A 15,393-nucleotide genomic window follows, 5' to 3' on the forward strand; every position below is an offset into this window, starting at 1 on the left:
ACGGCTGGCCCACGTTCGCCACGCCGTCGATCAGTCCAGTTTACCCGAAAGCAGTTCGTCCGCTTTCGCTTCGGCGATTTGCATGACTTCTGCAATGGTGACCGCTTGCCCGTTGCGTTGTTTGCTTTCGGCGGCTGCTTGCATGAACGCGTACAACTGGATCGTTTCGGCCGGATCGATTGGCGGCTTTCGCGTGTAGAAAAAATTGGCGATCTGTAGCACCAGCGGCTTGTATCCAGCATACGGGCCGATCGGCTCGATCGCGTCGGTTCCGAAAGCCGTTCCGCCATAGCTTTTCGTGCCTTCACGCATGCCGTGGAACGTTCCGATCCGTGCTCCATCCCATATTCCCACGGCCAACTCACGACTATCGGTGGAGGTGTGACTGACCGACTGGCATCCCGTTCCCATGCACGTGAACAGTGTTTCAACGCCGTGGATCCCGTACCAAAACAGATCCGTGTGTGATGGTTCTATCGACGCCGGGCTGTAGGCGTTGCATCCCAGCACCCTGCCGATTTTTCCGCCACGGATCGCTTGGACCCCATCGCTATAACGCAACGATGAACTGGAAAACATCGGCACGCCGTAATGCTGCGCGGCACGATAGATCGCGACGACTTCGGTCAGATTCGATGCAACCGGCTTGTCAATAAAAACCGGCTTTCCGGCTTTGAACACCTCAACGGCCTGAGCAAGGTGAGGCTTTCCGTCGTTGGTTTCTAACAACACACAATCGACCTGCCCGAGCAGTTCCGGGATCGAATCAACCACGTTGACGCCCAGTTCCTGCACCGCTTCGGTGTACTTTGGGATGCGGCTGTAGCTGGACTCGATTGTACGGCTGCCGTACGGGTAGGCCGCCACCACGCGACAGCCCTTCATGTCGGGGTTTGCCGGAACCGCATTGAACTCTCGAGTGAACGCGGGCACATGGGATGTATCCAAGCCGATGATTCCGACGCGAATGATGTTGCCTGTTGGATTGGCATCGCTTTCTTGGCAAGTCGCAGGCGATCCCAGGAACCCGGACCAGCAACAGAACAAAGCGATGATCAACGGTGCAAGTTGTTTTTGTTCCGGCATCAGACTTTCGGCTCCCAACCCTTTGCGTATTCGCGTGACCAATAGGATTCTGCTTCGGCATTCTGGACAAGATGCCCATTGCTTCCATTGGTCTTCAGCGTACCGCTGGTCCGGTAGGCGATGTTGCCCAGGTGACAAAGCAGTGTGCTCTTGTGGGCCCCTTCGATATCCGAGTTGGTTCGGCGATGCTCGCGAACGCCCATCAAGAAGTCTTCAAAGTGGCCTTGGTCACCGGCGGCACCGGCCCCCGTGGCAACCTCCTGTCCTTTCATGTCGTATTGCACATACCCACCACCACGAATCACGATCGAGCCTTCGGTGCCATGCAGACTGATCCCAAATTGGGAATCATGCGGCCCGAGTGGTGACCACGATAAACCTTCCCAAGTGATCGATTTCTGATCTGGGAAATCGTAAGTCACCATCATCGTGTCGGGCGTTTCTTGGTCATCATCGTGGCGATACTTCCCACCACCGGCGGTCACCTGAATCGGATAGTCGACCTGCAATCCCCAACGCGCAACATCCATGGCATGCACTTGCGGTAAGGAAATGAATCGCCGGAGTGCAATGCAGGTCAGCCTGAGGTGAAGCCAACCGTCTTTCCCAGCTCACCCGTTCCTGGCGACAAGAATGCACCACGTTGGTCATCAGTTCCAATCTGGTACGGCTAGCGGGATGCCCAGCGAAATCCATTGCAACATGATTAGACCGCGACCGTGTTGCGTGGAGAATTCCAGTCCGAGAACGACGCCGTTTCGCCACAGCTACACTGAATCGCACCGCGTCACGGTGATGCCGCGACCGTCGCTGGAGGCCGGTGGTGCCGTCTTCGTCAGCCAGACAGTCGCTTGTAAGACTTCACCAACAAATCGGCGGCGTGGCGGATTTCATCTTTCGTGTTTCCGCGTCCGATGCCGAAGCGAACGCTGCGACGTGCCTGAGATTCGCTGTGTCCGAGTGCAGTCAAGACATGACTGGGCGACGGATCGACGCTGCTGCATGCCGAACCACTGCTAAAAGCCACTTCGGGCGTTGCCGCCATCCAAGCTTCGCCTTCGACATCGGCGACCATCACGTTTAGATTGCCGACCAAACGGCGATCACTATCAAGCGGTGGCCCGTTGATTTTGAGTCCGTCGATCTGCTGTGACAGCGTTTGCCACAGAAGATCACGAAGCTCGCGAACCTCGGATTCGGCCTGCATTTCATCGCAGGCCAGACGCAGGGCGGTCGCCATCGCGATGACCGACGACGGATTCATGGTCCCGCCACGGCGGCCGCGTTGTTGCCCGCCGCCGACCTGGATGGGACGAATTCGGACGCGTCGATTCCCGTTGCCAACGGTCAAAAAACCGACGCCCTTGGGGCCGTAGAACTTATGCGCCGATCCGCTGATCAGATCAACATCGTCCCGTCGTGCATGCACGGCAATGCGGCCGACGGCTTGTGTCGCATCGCTGTGCAGCAACGCACCGTGCTGGTGCACCAAACTTGCGATCGCTTGGATGTCCGCGATGGTACCGATTTCGTTGTTGGCCCACATCACACTGACCAAAGCGGTGTCGCCATCCAGCTCCGATGCAAGCTGTTGTTGATCGACCAAGCCTTGATCGTCAACGCCGACGAAAGTCACGTGGAATCCGTCCGCTTGGATCTCTTTGGCCACGTCCAGCACCGACGGGTGCTCGGTCACCACGGTGATCAGTTTCCGCCGCTGTTGCCTGGGGTGGCACAGCACGCCGCGAATCGCCAGCAGATTGCTTTCGGTGGCGCCGCTGGTGATCACCACATTGTCGGCTGGCACATCCAAGTGGGCGGCCAAATCATTGATCGCCGCCTGCATCGCGTCAGCCGCAACGCGTCCGATTTCATGCGAAGTGCTGTGCGGATTGCCAAAATGCTCCGTCAACCAAGGCAACATCGCTTCGACAACACGTCGATCGCACGGCGTCGTGGCGTGATGGTCAAGGTAGATCATGGGGACAGCGGCAACGCGATGGTTCCGACAGCGGTGTTCAGCCGTAAAGCGCCGTCAGGGTCAACTGGCTCCACGTCTCCAGACGCTCGAACTGATTCCGCAGTTCGTCCAGCGGCACGAAACCGCCTTCGGCTAGATCATCTTCGCGACTCTTGACCGACGGCGATTGCAATACAAACCGGTGAACGATTCCCAAGTGCACTTTGCCGACATCGTTGGAAGGGTCGTACAACAGACCTTCGCGAATGTCTTCGTAAGCCGAATCGATATCGACTTCCTCGTCCAGTTCACGTTGCATCCCGATCAAATAGGGATTGCCGTCACCCTGGGCGTCTTCGGCACTGATGTGTCCGCCGATACCGATACTGCGTTTGGCATGCAGCCGAGCTTCACCGGAACCGCCGCCCCGAGTGTATGCGAAAACATGTATGTTGCCGTCATCGTCGTTGTGCTGCAAAACGACATAGGGAATCAATTGCTTGAACGACGGGTCCGTTTCCATGTCCCCACGACGTCCAAACGTCAGTTGATCGCTTTGCAGTATCGGATCCAAAAAGCGATCAACGTCGCGTTGGAAACCGTCGATCGTGCCGATCGCATCAATGAACGATTCGGGGATGACCAAGATTTGTTCGTCTGCGGACATGCAAGAATGTCAGGGTGTCAAAGGTTTTGATAGGGACCGGTATCAGCCAGGTTGATCACAGCGTGCGATTTGGACCCATGGAAATCGCCGACGTGCCGCTGCATCAAATCAACAGCATTGCATCGCCATAGCTGAAGAAGCGGTACTCGTTTTCGATCGCCTTGTGATAGGCTTCCATGATCAATTCTCGACCGGCAAAGGCGCTGACCAAAACCAACAGGCTGCTTTTGGGCAGGTGAAAGTTGGTCATCAACGCATCCACCGCGGCGAATTGGTAGGGCGGCTTGATGAACAAGCCGGTGGTTCCCGTCCACGGTCGCAGCACGCCATCATGGTGCGCCGCAGCACTTTCCAAAACACGAACCGATGTGGTGCCCACCGCGATTCGTCGGCCGCCCCCGGATTTCCGGTCATTGATGGTGGTGCAGTTGGCGTCGTCCAAACGTCCCCATTCCTCGTGCATCTGGTGCTGGTCCAGCCGATCGGTGGCGATGGGCCGGAACGTGCCGATGCCGACGTGCAACGTGACCTCGGCGATCGCCGTCTGGCCCTTATGAATTTCTTCCAATAAGCGATCGGTAAAGTGCAGCCCGGCCGTGGGCGCCGCAACGCTGCCCGCATCGCTGGCAAAAACCGTTTGGTAGTTTTGGATATCCGCGTCGACCATTTGGCCGTCGCGAATGTAAGGCGGCAGGGGAACCCGACCGAAGCGTTCCAACCACTGCACGGGTTGATCAAACGAGTCGTCATCCCAATGAGAATCCGGCATTCGGGGCAACGCCAGCAGATGCCCGCCCTCGGTCCGCGCGACGACTTCCAGCAACATGCCGTCGCGACCGTCGCGGTCTTGGATCGTGATCGTTTCGCCGGTTTGCAGCGTGCCCCGTGTCTTGGTCAACACTTCCCAGACACCGGACTGGCTGTCGCACCGTAGAAACAGACCTTGCCATCGTCCGCCGGTACGCGTGCGGTACCCGACCAGCTTGGCCGGCACCACCTTGCTGTTGTTCAGCACCAAGGCGTCTTCGGCCCGCAAATGCTCGCGGATGTCACGGACATGGCTGTGTTCGATCTGCCCCGTTTGGCGATCGACGATCATCAATCGTGAATCGCTGCGGACCTTCAGCGGTTCTTGGGCAATTCGTTCACGGGGCAGGGTGTAATCGTACGCATCGATTTCTTGTTCGACCTGTTCACTCATCAGCCGGTCGCCTCCGGTGGCGCCAACTTCAGGTGTTCGAACGCTTTGGCCGTGGCGATTCGACCACGACGCGTGCGGACGATCAATTCACTGCGAAGCAAGAACGGTTCCACTTCGTCTTCCAACGTATCACTGCTGACATTCATGGTGTGGGCGATCGCTTCCAAACCGGCGGGTCCGCCGACGAAAACGCGGATCAGAGTTTCCAGGTAATTGCGGTCTTGGCGGTCCAGGCCGAGCGGGTCAATTCCGATCATGTCCAGGGCCGCGGTGGTCAATCCGGCGTCGACTTTGCCTTCGGCTTTGCTTTGGGCATAGTCGCGAACCCACAGCAAACGGTTGTTGGCCAATCGGGGAGTGCTGCGGCTGCGCGAGGCAACGATCTTTTCGCTTTGCGGGTCGACGTCTAACCCCAGCTTTTTTGAATTCAGCTGGACGATTTGACATAGGTCCTGTTGGCTGTACCAGCCGAGGTGTTCGCGAATCTGGAACCGATCCCGCAACGGTGCACTTAACATCCCGGCTCGCGTGGTCGCGCCAATCAACGTGAACGGTTTGATTTCGTAGTTCAGCGTCCGCGCGTTCACGCCGTCGCCCAACACGATGTCGATGCGATAGTCTTCCATCGCCGTGTACAGGTACTCTTCGACGCTCTTGGGAATCCGGTGGATCTCATCGATGAACAGCACCGAGCCTTCGGACACGTTGGTCAGATAGGGCAGCAAGTCCTTCGGTGCTTTCAAGCCGGCACCGTTGGCCATCTGGACGGTGGTTTCCATTTCGACCGGAATGACGGTTGCGAAGGTCGTTTTGCCCAATCCGGGCGGTCCGTCGAAAAGGATGTGCCCCAGTGGTTCGCCACGTCGCTGGGCGGCATCGATGGCGATCTTCAGGCGTTCGATCACGTCCCGCTGGCCGACCATTTCGTCCATCCGTCGCGGCCGAAGACGCACGTCTTGGTCGGGTCGATCGGGCATGCCGTCGCCACCAACGCCCGCCGATCCCGGCGGAACATCGGATCCGGGTCCCGATCCGCGCAGGCCGCCGATCGGTTCGGGGTCGTCTTGTTGATAGATCGCTTCGCGTGCCACACCTGCCTCCCTGAATTACCTGCGTATCACTCTAGCGTTTCAGGTCAGATCGACCAACACGCAACCGAGACAGGGGGCACGGCGGACCGTGGACCTTGGCGGCTTTTCCCGCCGGCGAATCCGGACCGATTTAGCCTTGCAGGTGCCGAAGATACGCGGCCAGCTTTTTGGCAAAATCGGCGGTCGATCCGCCCACAATGCGTTCAAAATCAGCGATTCGTTCGTGTCGCTCGTACGTCTTGAACGCGGGTCGGCCGGCAGTGTGATTCAGAATCGACGCGAACTGTTGTGGTTCACGCTCGGCCAGATAAAACATCATTGCCCAAGCGATCGCGTAGGCGTTGCCGATCGACGGTTCGCCGTCAAACAATCGATCGTCGATGACCAGTCGCCTGAGGTCGCGTGCGAACGTGGTGTTGTCAAATCGTCCGTACGTCTTGGTCAGCTGATGCAAACTTTCGCGGTTGATGCGGCTTCGTGCATCACTCCCGGCGCGGACGTTGCCCATCGCGGCGGGTTCGAACAATTGCCCGATGCCTTCGGTGACCCAACGCGGCGTGTCGTTGACCCGACTGTGCACGCCACTGTTGAAACCCGACTGATGGGCAGCCTCATGCCGCACGGTAGCGACGATCATCTGGATGTGACCCGAATCATGCGTCATGACTCGATTGGTATTGTTCGAATAGATGCCCGCGACCCGCGAAACATCTAATCCCAGTCGGGCAAATTCACGATACATCGAACGGCTGTCGGGGAAAACGACGGCCACCATCGGAAAACGCCCGCGGCGCACATGCACCCCGCGTTGGGTCATGTAGCGGACAAAAATCTGATGGGACTTTTCAAACAGGTCGGGCCACTTGCGACCACGGCCTTTGGGCTGCACCACCAGAAAGTGTTTCGTCGCGACGACTTCGAAACCGTCACCGAACTCACGCCGCAATCGGTTGGCCAATTCCGCGCTTCCCAGCGGTTCGTATTCGCCCTTGGTTCGTCCCAAGTACTCTTTGGAATCACGCGGATCCAGTGAATGCAGGGCTCCATCACGACCGATGACCACGGATTCTTTTCCGATCCGAATCAGTTCCAAACCGGTCTGCAGGTGGCCATTCAAGTTGAATCGGATCAGCGCGGGCGGCGTCGCCGACAGCGACATCGCGGGCAATCCCAGCACCAACGTCACGAACAATGAATGCTGCAACACATACCGAAAGCAAACGCTGCCGCGGTTTCGCCGAGCCTGAATGCGTACAGTCGGCGAAGACGGCTGATCGTTCGGTTCGGGCATTTCAAATCGACTCTGGTCGCTGGGTACAGAGGTTCATCACGGTCGTACGGCATCTCCACCAAAAACTTAGGTTAAGATCAAACCCTGCGGCCGCACATGAAAACGTTTCCCACGCCGCGACTTCATCATCGAACCTGATTGAGGCATCAGTCGGATCATGACGGTTTCATCGAATGTCGGGCCGGCGCGTTTTCAACCGGTTGCCGGAATCGGTTGTGTGAATCGCATCGCCGGTCTGCTGGTCATTTTCGCAATGGTCGGGCCCGTGTCGGCCCAGGACGACGCCCCCAATTCGGACACCCTTCGCGACGACGTGCTGGAATGGATCAACGAACTGGACGCCGATGCCGCGGCGACTCGGCAAGCAGCCGAGCGTTCGCTGATCGAAGCCGGCGCGGAAACGCTTTCTTGGTTGCCCGAACCCGATGATCCACGATTGTCGCCCGAAGCGGCGGATCGAATCCGGCGGATCGTGGAGGTCCTGCGAAAACAACAGGCGGCCCGGGAGGTGGCGGACATCCGCATCGACCTGGCGGATGTCAGCAATCTGGGCGAAGCACTGGAGGCGATCAGTCGCGACAGCGGCGTCGAATTCGAATGCAACAGCGACCGAACACAACCGGTGGATCCGGTTGCCACGCCGCTGACGTTCTGGCACGCGATCGATCTGGTTTTGGACCAAGCCGACTTGGACATCAACTTTTACGGCGGTGACCGCGAAACGCTGATGCTGACGCCGCGCGACGAGAAACGCCCTGACCGCGTGGGTGCCGCGGTCTACGCCGGCATCTATCGCATCGAACCGACGTCGGTAACGGCACGTCGGATCTTACGGCAACCCAGCTTGAGCGGACTGAACGTCAGCATGGAAATTGCTTGGGAACCGAGGATCACACCGATCGGTTTGACCATCCCGGTCGACGAGATCGCGGTCACACTGGATTCCGGTCAACGTCTGCAGTCGCAAGCCAGCAGCGAAACGATCGACGTTGCGACGGCCAGCGACATCGCGTTCAGCGAGTTCTATTTGCCGCTGGAATTGCCGGCGGCCAAAGCCAACAAGATCCAACGAATCGGTGGCGTCATCCAAGCCTTGCTTCCGGGTCGACGTAAACGTTTCACCGTTCCCCTGGTCGGCACGCCTGACGCTGTGTCGATCGATGCGATGACCGTCAAGCGATTGGACGTTCGCCCCAACGGACCGCTTCACGAGGTCCGGCTTTCCATCACCATTGAAAACGCTGATCGCGCACTGGAGAGCCACCGCCAATGGCTGATGGACAACGAAATATTTTTGGTCGCCCCGGATGACACGCGTGTCGACCACCTGGGGTTTCAGGTGTTCCGCCAAACTACCGAGGAACTGGGAATCGGATACTTGTTCGACGTCGGTGACGATCCGACCGGTTACCAGCTGAAATATCTGTCGCCGACGGCGGTCATCCGCAACGAAGTGCCGTTCGTCTTGCAGGAAATCCCGTTGCCCTGATGATCGGGCAAAAACGCCCCGGCGATCCGATAATGCCCAAGCCAAGCAAGCGCCCGCGCATAAAAAAACGTCCGAAACGTTGGGGCAAAACGCTTCGAACGCCGTAACAGGTGCAAGCACCTGTCACTGCTTCGAAATATACATTGGAAGCAATGAAGAATCGAGCTTGAGACGGGTTGATAATTGAAGCCCCCCGGTGCCGAAACTCGCGAATCAATCGGCCGGCCGCGGAACTTGGCGGGTCGCAGAGACTGTATCGGGTCCCACTCATCCCCACGGCGGTGCTCCCCGAAAGCGGTGGCCGGGAACGGCGTCCAGGATCAGCGGCCCGATCAGTTGGACAGGATCATCCGGGCGACGTTGATGTAGATCACGATGCCCATGATGTCGACGATCCCGGCGACAAATGGATTGCTCATCAATGCGGGGTCCAATCCCAGCCGCTTGAACACCAGCGGCAACGTCGCCCCACACAGACATCCGGTGATCATCACCGCCAGCAATGTCAGCGGAATGACCAGAGCGTCGGAGGGGCTGGGTGCAATGAAGAAAGCGACGGCGTAACCGATCACCGCAATGAACCCGCCCAGCATCAACGATACGACGCTTTCCCGCATCAGAACGGTGCGCCAATCTCGCAGTTCGATCTCGCCACCGGTCATCGCCGTGATCACCAACGTTGCCGACTGGCTGCCCGAATTTCCGCCGGCACTGATGATCAGCGGTATGAACCAGACCAGCCAAGCGTAGGTTTCCAGTTCCAGTTCATAGTGCCGCAAGGCAAACGCGGTCAGCAGTGCAGCAAAGAACAGGATGGTCAGCCAGATACCGCGTTTCCACGAAAGCGTCACCAAACCGATGCGCAAAAAGTCACGCTCCAGCGGCGTGACCGCAGCGATCCGCTGGGCGTCCTCGGTCAATTCTTCGCGGACGACATCGATCACATCGTCGTGCGTGATGATGCCCAACAACTGGCGTCCCGAATCTAAGACGGGGATCGCCAACAGATTGAAATGTTCAACTTTTTCGGCAACCGATTCCTGGTCTTCGTCGACCATCGCAACGACGACGTCGGTTTCCATCATCTCCCGCAAGGTGCGATGCGGCTGCGCCAGCGATGAAACCAATTGCCGTGTGGAAACGATGCCACGCAGGTGATTGTCATCATCAACGACGTACAAGTAATAGATCGTTTCCAGTTCGCTGGCTTGACGGCTCAGTTCCTCCAACGCCTCGCGCGCGGTCAACCGATCGGCCAGCTTGGCGACCTCCGTCGTCATCAGCGAACCGGCGGTACCTTCGGCATAGGACCGCAATCGCTGAATGTCACGCCGTTCTTCGACCGGCAACAGCGGCAAGATGGTATCGACGTGTTCGTCGTCCAGTTGTTGCAGCAAGTCGACGCGATCGTCGGCGGCCAGTTCTTCGACCAACTCCGCCACTTCGTCGGTCGGCTGTTGGGCCAACATCGACAACTGGCGCTCTTCGTCGAAGTAGCCAAAGATTTCAGACCTTCGCTCGGGCTGGGCGAACTGCAACACCTGCCAGACTTCGGCGTCGCTCAGCCCCTCCATGAACTCGGCCGTTCGACCAGCGTTCAGGGTGGTGCAGAACTCCTCCAGTTCCGCCCGATTGTTGTCGGCGAGCATTTCGCGCAATTCGGGCAGGAACAGAGTGTTCGTCATGATCAGTTGCTGACTCGTTCGACGTATTCGCCGGTGCGGGTATCGACCTTGATGACGTTTCCGATCTTGATGAAGCCGGGCACGATGAATTCGGCGTCGGTTTCAACCTTCGCGGGCTTGGTGACGTTGGTGGCGGTGTCGCCCTTGGCACCCGGGGCACAGTCGACGACTTCCAGTTCGACCTGCAATGGTGCTTCGACGATAATCGCGTTGCCGTTGTACAACGTCATCGTGCACTTCATGCCGTCCTTCAGGTATTTCCAAATATCGCCCGCCACGTCTTCGGCGACTTCGTATTGTTCGAAGGTCTGGCCGTCCATGAAGACATAGTCCTGGCCCTGGCGATACAGAAAACTGACCTCGGTGGTTTCGACGTCGGCGGATTCCAGACTGTCCCCACCTTTGTACGTCCGTTCCAACGTGGTGCCCCGGATCAGATTCTTCATCTTGCACTTGTACAGTGCGTTGCCCTTACCAGGCTTGACGAAGTTCATTTCGATCATCAGATAGGGTTCGCCGTCGATCTGGACTTTCAGACCTTTGCGGAAGTCACTTGTGTTATAGGTCGCCACGTCTTCATCCCAGCCGTCCGGCCAGGCTCCGCTTTCGAGATACAAACTGGATTCGAGAAATGAACAAGGACTCCGCCGGAATCGGTCGGCCCGAACCGGCGTTACATCAGGGAATCCCTCAAAGGTCGCGAAGTTTAGCGGCCGATCGCCGTTTTGTCGCGGGCGGGTCCCGCCGACGTCCGCAGGCCCACCCCCCGGCGCAGGATTGGCGTCAATCGATGAAAGCGGCGATCCGCGACTCCGCCACCCTGTTGGAACACCTGGGGCTGGCGGGGCAGGTCCCGCTGTGCCGCGACGAAGCGTTTCCCACGTTCGTGCCGCCCGAATTTTTAGCCCGCATCCGGCCCGGCGATCCCGACGACCCGCTGTTGCGACAGGTCCTGGCGGTCGCCGATGAAGAACAGACGGTCGCCGGATTCGCCGCCGATCCGGTCGGCGACTTGGAAGCAACCGCCTGCCAGGGTTTGCTGCAGAAATACGACGGCCGCGCCCTGATGATCACGACCGCGGCGTGCGGGATTCATTGTCGTTATTGCTTTCGACGCGAATTCCCCTACGGCGATATGTCGGGCGTGGGGACCCACTGGAATGATGCGATCGATTTCCTAAGCCAACGCAAAGACATCGACGAAGTCTTGCTGAGCGGTGGTGATCCACTGACGCTGACCGATGACGTGCTGGGCGGATTGCTGGATCGTTTGAACCAGATCGAACACGTCCGCCGCATCCGTCTGCACAGCCGAATGCCGATCGTCATCCCCAGCCGTGTCACGCCGGAACTGGTGTCGATGCTGCGTGAAAGTCGCGCCACCAGTTGGATGGTCGTCCACTGTAACCATGCGTCGGAAATCGACGGCGACGTCGAAGCGTCAATCGCGGCGTTGGTCGATGGTGGAATCCCCGTATTGAACCAAGCCGTCTTGCTGCGTGGGGTCAACGACGACGTGGCCACCCTTGAAACCCTCTGTCGGCGCATGATCGATTTGCGCGTCCAGCCGTATTACCTGCACCAACTGGACCGCGTGCGTGGCGCGGCCCATTTCGAAGTTTCGCCCGATCGTGGGCAGGCGATCGTGAAGGAATTGCGAAAGCGACTGCCGGGTTACGCGGTGCCGACATACGTCCAAGAACAATGCGGCGCGGCGTCCAAGACCCCGATCGCCGACACCTAGGCCGACACCATTTGATGGATCCTGTCGTGTTCGAACCCGGCGTTCTCTACGTCGCGCCCATGTGCTAAAGGAAAGCTGCGTGCAATCGATTGGTTGGTTTACTTGTCGGCGACCAGTTGTCCTAGGTGATCTTCGACCATGTCGCCATAAAAGGATTTTTTCCAGTCACGATCCCCCAGTTCGGGAAAACGCGAATCGGCCCCCGCGTCGGCATCCCAGCGAATGATCGTTTCAACCTCCGCATGCTTATTGCCCCCGCTCCAACTCAAAGGCTCCCTGACGTCTACCGAGTGAACCGGAACCCATAACTCTCCCAGCGGTCTCCAAGAAACTTCCACGTGGGAAAACGGAGTCCCAAGCTCTGCGGCCATTTCGGCGGAATCCGTTTGCATAAACTTGACGGTGCGAGAGGTCGGCATGCCGCCAACCTTGGGATCAAACACATAGATCTCTGCGACCCGAACCCCGGTTATTTTGCAACCGGCCTCGAAAACCACTTGAAAACAACCGTTTTGCAACTGCTGTCCTGCGAGGAACTGAAGGTTTGCAAGCCCCATGTCTAGGTTTGACCGCTTGGACCAACGACTCCCCCTCTCGTTGCTGCAAAAGACAGCCTGGATAGGATCCCACCACATCGAAAGATGGACATAACCGGAACGCATCTCCGGGACGAACTCCAGGGTTCCTGTCCATTCGCTCGGCACCGTATGCAACGTACTTAGAAAGGTCGGACGAATACGAATAAACGTCCTGTTCCCATCATTCAACAACTCCTCCCAGATTCCGCTGTGGCGGTCCGCCTTTGAACGCTCATTGAAGTTTGGCATGATCGCGAACAACCGCCTTCCGTCCCTCTGTTGCCAGGCTAAGAGACGCATCACCACTTCGACCTCACGATTCTCATCTTCGCGGATCCAAGCCCTACGTTCGACCGCGACTCGAAACGTCTCTTGGACACCTTCAATGTTAGCGCGAAAGGCTTCGACGAATCTTGCAGACCTAGCCGCTGGATCGACAAGCATTCCCGATTCTTGCGCCACCACTCCTGGCGTGGAGGTCAAGTTGCACGCAAACAAGACCATTCCTAGCCCCAACCACCTGTTCATTTTCCCGAGTCCCTTTTCGAACATTCCAGACAGCCCCGCGTTGGAGTCCTGGACCTCCAACACGAATTGCCAACCGAACAACCTAGGACCTGCATTCGCAAACACAGTAAAAAAACGGATCCACAAATGACCGACGAGCCGTAATCGTAGCCGAGGGTAATACAATCCGTGCCCCATACCCACGCGCGACCAAAATAACGCCAGGTACTTGCCCTGGGATGCGTTGAACCTGTTTTGAAATGTGAACCGTAGACGCTAGGCACTGTTTATCAATTCAACACGAAGGCCAATGAAAACGGTAAACCGACGCGTCAGCGAGGGATTATTGATGAATGAACAATTTCGGCCCCTCACTGACGATTCGGGTTACCGATTGGAAAACAGTGCCTAGTCTCGGGTCTTGACTCTTCAAATGTCGAGGAATGAAGGCCCGCGGCTAGCGCCGTCGGCTCATATGATGCATGACCGACGATTCCAAATCACGGTCCTAGTACCCGTAGTCGTCAATTTCACACCAAGAATCGTTCAACAGGGGGACTCGATAGCCGTCGACCTCCTCAGCGCACGTTTGAACCCAGAAGCCATCGACGAAATTCCCAACACATTCACAACGGTGCAGCCGGCCACAAGTTCGCCAATCAACTTTGTCCGCCACTCCGTACCCGTAATAGTTGCCATCAACGACTTCGACATCTCTCAACTCTTCCCAGGCGTATTCATCAGAGCAATCGTATCCGCTCCCGGGCCCGCATGAGTGACCGCTACACCCAGATTCGTGGTCATTGAGGAGAATGTATACGGGCAGATCAGGAAACAAATCGTAACAGGTCGAAACAGATGTGAGGTCGTAACACTCGGCACTTGGAAGTGAATAGTAGATATCCTCCGAAGACACAGACCGAAACGTGGACAGGACAGCCGCAGCAAACAAGAAACATCGAACGAAAGTCATTAGATTGCCTCTTCTATCGACACTAAAAACGCACAACCATTTTCATTTTTTCAACGGGTTCGTCTTCACCCTGCCAGCGCAGTCGACAATCAAAAGTGGTAGCGTCCGTTGACTCCAAAAGCTCGTAGGGTGGCACGATCCGCACTGCGGCAATGTCAAATTCTCTTACAAATCGATCAATGACCATTTCGAATTGAATCCAGCCCTTGTCTTTGCCTGGATGCTGAGCTTCGCCGAGAAGCGATCGATAACTCTCGATAGAGTCCGCAGCCGGAACACTTAGATACAACATCGGAGGCCGCGCGTCGCGATCCTTGGACACCACGATGTAGCGAGGCCGAAGCCGAACCGCTGCCCGATTGCGAACACGCAACGGATGCTCCAGGTCCTTTCCATAGCCTCGCACGCGAACATAAAACGTCTTTTCCAAATCACCGGCAGGCCAGTCAAGTCCTTGGAACCAAAGCTGAAACTTTGCGGTGTCTCCTGAGACAGACAAACGTTTCGCCATGACATTTGCATCGCCCGACGAAGGGATCTGGACCTCCAGTTTCTTCGGATCAAAATCCCCAAAATTGCCGGTCAGCGTCATCTCGACAGGACGATCCTCTTGTCCAACGTCGATCACGGGGGGATTAATGCGAACAGGGTGCAAGCACTCCCCAATGCAAGTCAAAATACAAGGCAGCGTGTCCGCATCCGAACCTTCACCGGATCCAGCGAAAATGACTTGAATCGGTCGACGAAAACTTCCGTTCTGCGTGGATTTCATCTCGATGTACAACCGCATCGACTGCCCATCGTCGAACACGGCCGGGCGAGGCGCGGCCACCAGACACCCACACGAACTCTTGATACTTCGCGCACGCAACTGTCGGCCTGAACGGTTGACGATTTCGACGAAATACGTTTTGCCAGTCGTTGGCACCCGTCCGAGGTGCAATTGTTTTTCAATGACTCGATCACCGTCCTGGTCGCCAACCACGATCGTACCCACCCCCGTGGCGTCGACGGGTGGACGATACCCATCGTGACGCACCTCCGAGGATTCTTTGCAGATTCCGGTCGTCATTGCAGCGATCAAAAAGACCGGCAAGGTGCCCCAACGCATCGCGAACATT

At 57.4% G+C, this 15,393-nt stretch carries 13 protein-coding genes; 2 read left to right on the forward strand and 11 right to left on the reverse strand.

Annotation, left to right across the window (positions count from 1 at the left end; all coding sequences use genetic code 11):
* Nucleotides 1-30: 30 nt before the first annotated feature.
* The 7 genes from Mal65_RS19065 to Mal65_RS19095 form a co-directional block, all read right to left on the reverse strand.
* Complete coding sequence (locus Mal65_RS19065; protein WP_145301201.1) at nt 31-1,086, reverse strand: Gfo/Idh/MocA family protein; 1,056 nt, start codon at nt 1,084-1,086, stop codon at nt 31-33.
* A complete protein-coding gene (locus Mal65_RS19070; protein ID WP_174820185.1) occupies nt 1,086-1,616 on the reverse strand; it encodes a Gfo/Idh/MocA family oxidoreductase in 531 nt (176 codons plus the stop codon). The genes Mal65_RS19065 and Mal65_RS19070 overlap by 1 nt, the downstream gene beginning before the upstream one ends.
* Nucleotides 1,617-1,921: 305 nt before the next feature.
* Nucleotides 1,922-3,067, reverse strand: a complete 1,146-nt coding sequence (locus Mal65_RS19075; protein WP_145301204.1) for a cysteine desulfurase family protein — start codon at nt 3,065-3,067, stop codon at nt 1,922-1,924.
* Nucleotides 3,068-3,104: 37 nt separating this feature from the next.
* Nucleotides 3,105-3,713, reverse strand: coding sequence for a phosphoesterase (locus Mal65_RS19080; RefSeq protein WP_145301207.1), 609 nt, complete (start codon nt 3,711-3,713; stop codon nt 3,105-3,107).
* A gap of 103 nt (nt 3,714-3,816) precedes the next feature.
* On the reverse strand, nt 3,817-4,914 hold the full coding sequence (gene queA / locus Mal65_RS19085; RefSeq protein WP_145301209.1) for a tRNA preQ1(34) S-adenosylmethionine ribosyltransferase-isomerase QueA: 1,098 nt from the start codon (nt 4,912-4,914) through the stop codon (nt 3,817-3,819).
* Complete coding sequence (gene ruvB / locus Mal65_RS19090) at nt 4,914-6,005, reverse strand: Holliday junction branch migration DNA helicase RuvB (RefSeq protein WP_174820186.1); 1,092 nt, start codon at nt 6,003-6,005, stop codon at nt 4,914-4,916. The genes queA and ruvB overlap by 1 nt, the downstream gene beginning before the upstream one ends.
* Nucleotides 6,006-6,135: 130 nt before the next feature.
* Nucleotides 6,136-7,296 carry a DUF1570 domain-containing protein gene (locus Mal65_RS19095; RefSeq protein ID WP_145301211.1) on the reverse strand — a complete coding sequence of 387 codons (1,161 nt, stop codon included), beginning with the start codon at nt 7,294-7,296 and terminating at the stop codon, nt 6,136-6,138.
* Between the two features lie 217 nt (nt 7,297-7,513).
* Here Mal65_RS19095 and Mal65_RS19100 point away from each other — a divergent pair, with 217 nt between their 5' ends.
* Nucleotides 7,514-8,785, forward strand: coding sequence for a hypothetical protein (locus Mal65_RS19100; protein ID WP_196784297.1), 1,272 nt, complete (start codon nt 7,514-7,516; stop codon nt 8,783-8,785).
* A 332-nt stretch (nt 8,786-9,117) separates the two neighbouring features.
* On the opposite strand, the gene mgtE is transcribed toward Mal65_RS19100, so the two are convergent.
* Together mgtE and efp are read right to left on the reverse strand one after the other, a co-directional pair.
* Nucleotides 9,118-10,470 (reverse strand): magnesium transporter, encoded by a 1,353-nt coding sequence (mgtE, locus tag Mal65_RS19105; protein ID WP_145301214.1) that lies wholly within the window; start codon nt 10,468-10,470, stop codon nt 9,118-9,120.
* Nucleotides 10,471-10,472: 2 nt separating this feature from the next.
* Entirely contained in the window at nt 10,473-11,042 is a 570-nt protein-coding gene (efp, locus tag Mal65_RS19110) for an elongation factor P (RefSeq protein ID WP_145305050.1), read from the reverse strand.
* 59 nt (nt 11,043-11,101) lie between these two features.
* Here efp and epmB point away from each other — a divergent pair, with 59 nt between their 5' ends.
* Nucleotides 11,102-12,214: an EF-P beta-lysylation protein EpmB gene (gene epmB, locus Mal65_RS19115; RefSeq protein WP_145301217.1), complete on the forward strand. Its 1,113-nt coding sequence runs from the start codon at nt 11,102-11,104 to the stop codon at nt 12,212-12,214.
* Between the two features lie 98 nt (nt 12,215-12,312).
* On the opposite strand, the gene Mal65_RS19120 is transcribed toward epmB, so the two are convergent.
* Nucleotides 12,313-13,236, reverse strand: a complete 924-nt coding sequence (locus Mal65_RS19120) for a hypothetical protein (protein ID WP_145301220.1) — start codon at nt 13,234-13,236, stop codon at nt 12,313-12,315.
* 1,058 nt (nt 13,237-14,294) lie between these two features.
* On the reverse strand, nt 14,295-15,383 hold the full coding sequence (locus tag Mal65_RS19125) for a DUF1573 domain-containing protein (protein WP_165701384.1): 1,089 nt from the start codon (nt 15,381-15,383) through the stop codon (nt 14,295-14,297).
* Nucleotides 15,384-15,393 lie beyond the last annotated feature (10 nt).

Source organism: Crateriforma conspicua (assembly GCF_007752935.1).
Taxonomy (GTDB): domain Bacteria; phylum Planctomycetota; class Planctomycetia; order Pirellulales; family Pirellulaceae; genus Crateriforma; species Crateriforma conspicua.

Coding starts and splice junctions, on each gene's coding strand:
- Mal65_RS19065 (WP_145301201.1), bottom strand. CDS start 1,086: ATGCCGGAACAAAAACAACTTGCACCGTTGATCATCGCTTTGTTCTGT.
- Mal65_RS19070 (WP_174820185.1), bottom strand. CDS start 1,616: ATGGATGTTGCGCGTTGGGGATTGCAGGTCGACTATCCGATTCAGGTG.
- Mal65_RS19075 (WP_145301204.1), bottom strand. CDS start 3,067: ATGATCTACCTTGACCATCACGCCACGACGCCGTGCGATCGACGTGTT.
- Mal65_RS19080 (WP_145301207.1), bottom strand. CDS start 3,713: ATGTCCGCAGACGAACAAATCTTGGTCATCCCCGAATCGTTCATTGAT.
- queA (WP_145301209.1), bottom strand. CDS start 4,914: ATGAGTGAACAGGTCGAACAAGAAATCGATGCGTACGATTACACCCTG.
- Mal65_RS19095 (WP_145301211.1), bottom strand. CDS start 7,296: ATGCCCGAACCGAACGATCAGCCGTCTTCGCCGACTGTACGCATTCAG.
- mgtE (WP_145301214.1), bottom strand. CDS start 10,470: ATGACGAACACTCTGTTCCTGCCCGAATTGCGCGAAATGCTCGCCGAC.
- epmB (WP_145301217.1), top strand. CDS start 11,102: ATGAACAAGGACTCCGCCGGAATCGGTCGGCCCGAACCGGCGTTACAT.
- Mal65_RS19120 (WP_145301220.1), bottom strand. CDS start 13,236: ATGCTTGTCGATCCAGCGGCTAGGTCTGCAAGATTCGTCGAAGCCTTT.
- Mal65_RS19125 (WP_165701384.1), bottom strand. CDS start 15,383: ATGCGTTGGGGCACCTTGCCGGTCTTTTTGATCGCTGCAATGACGACC.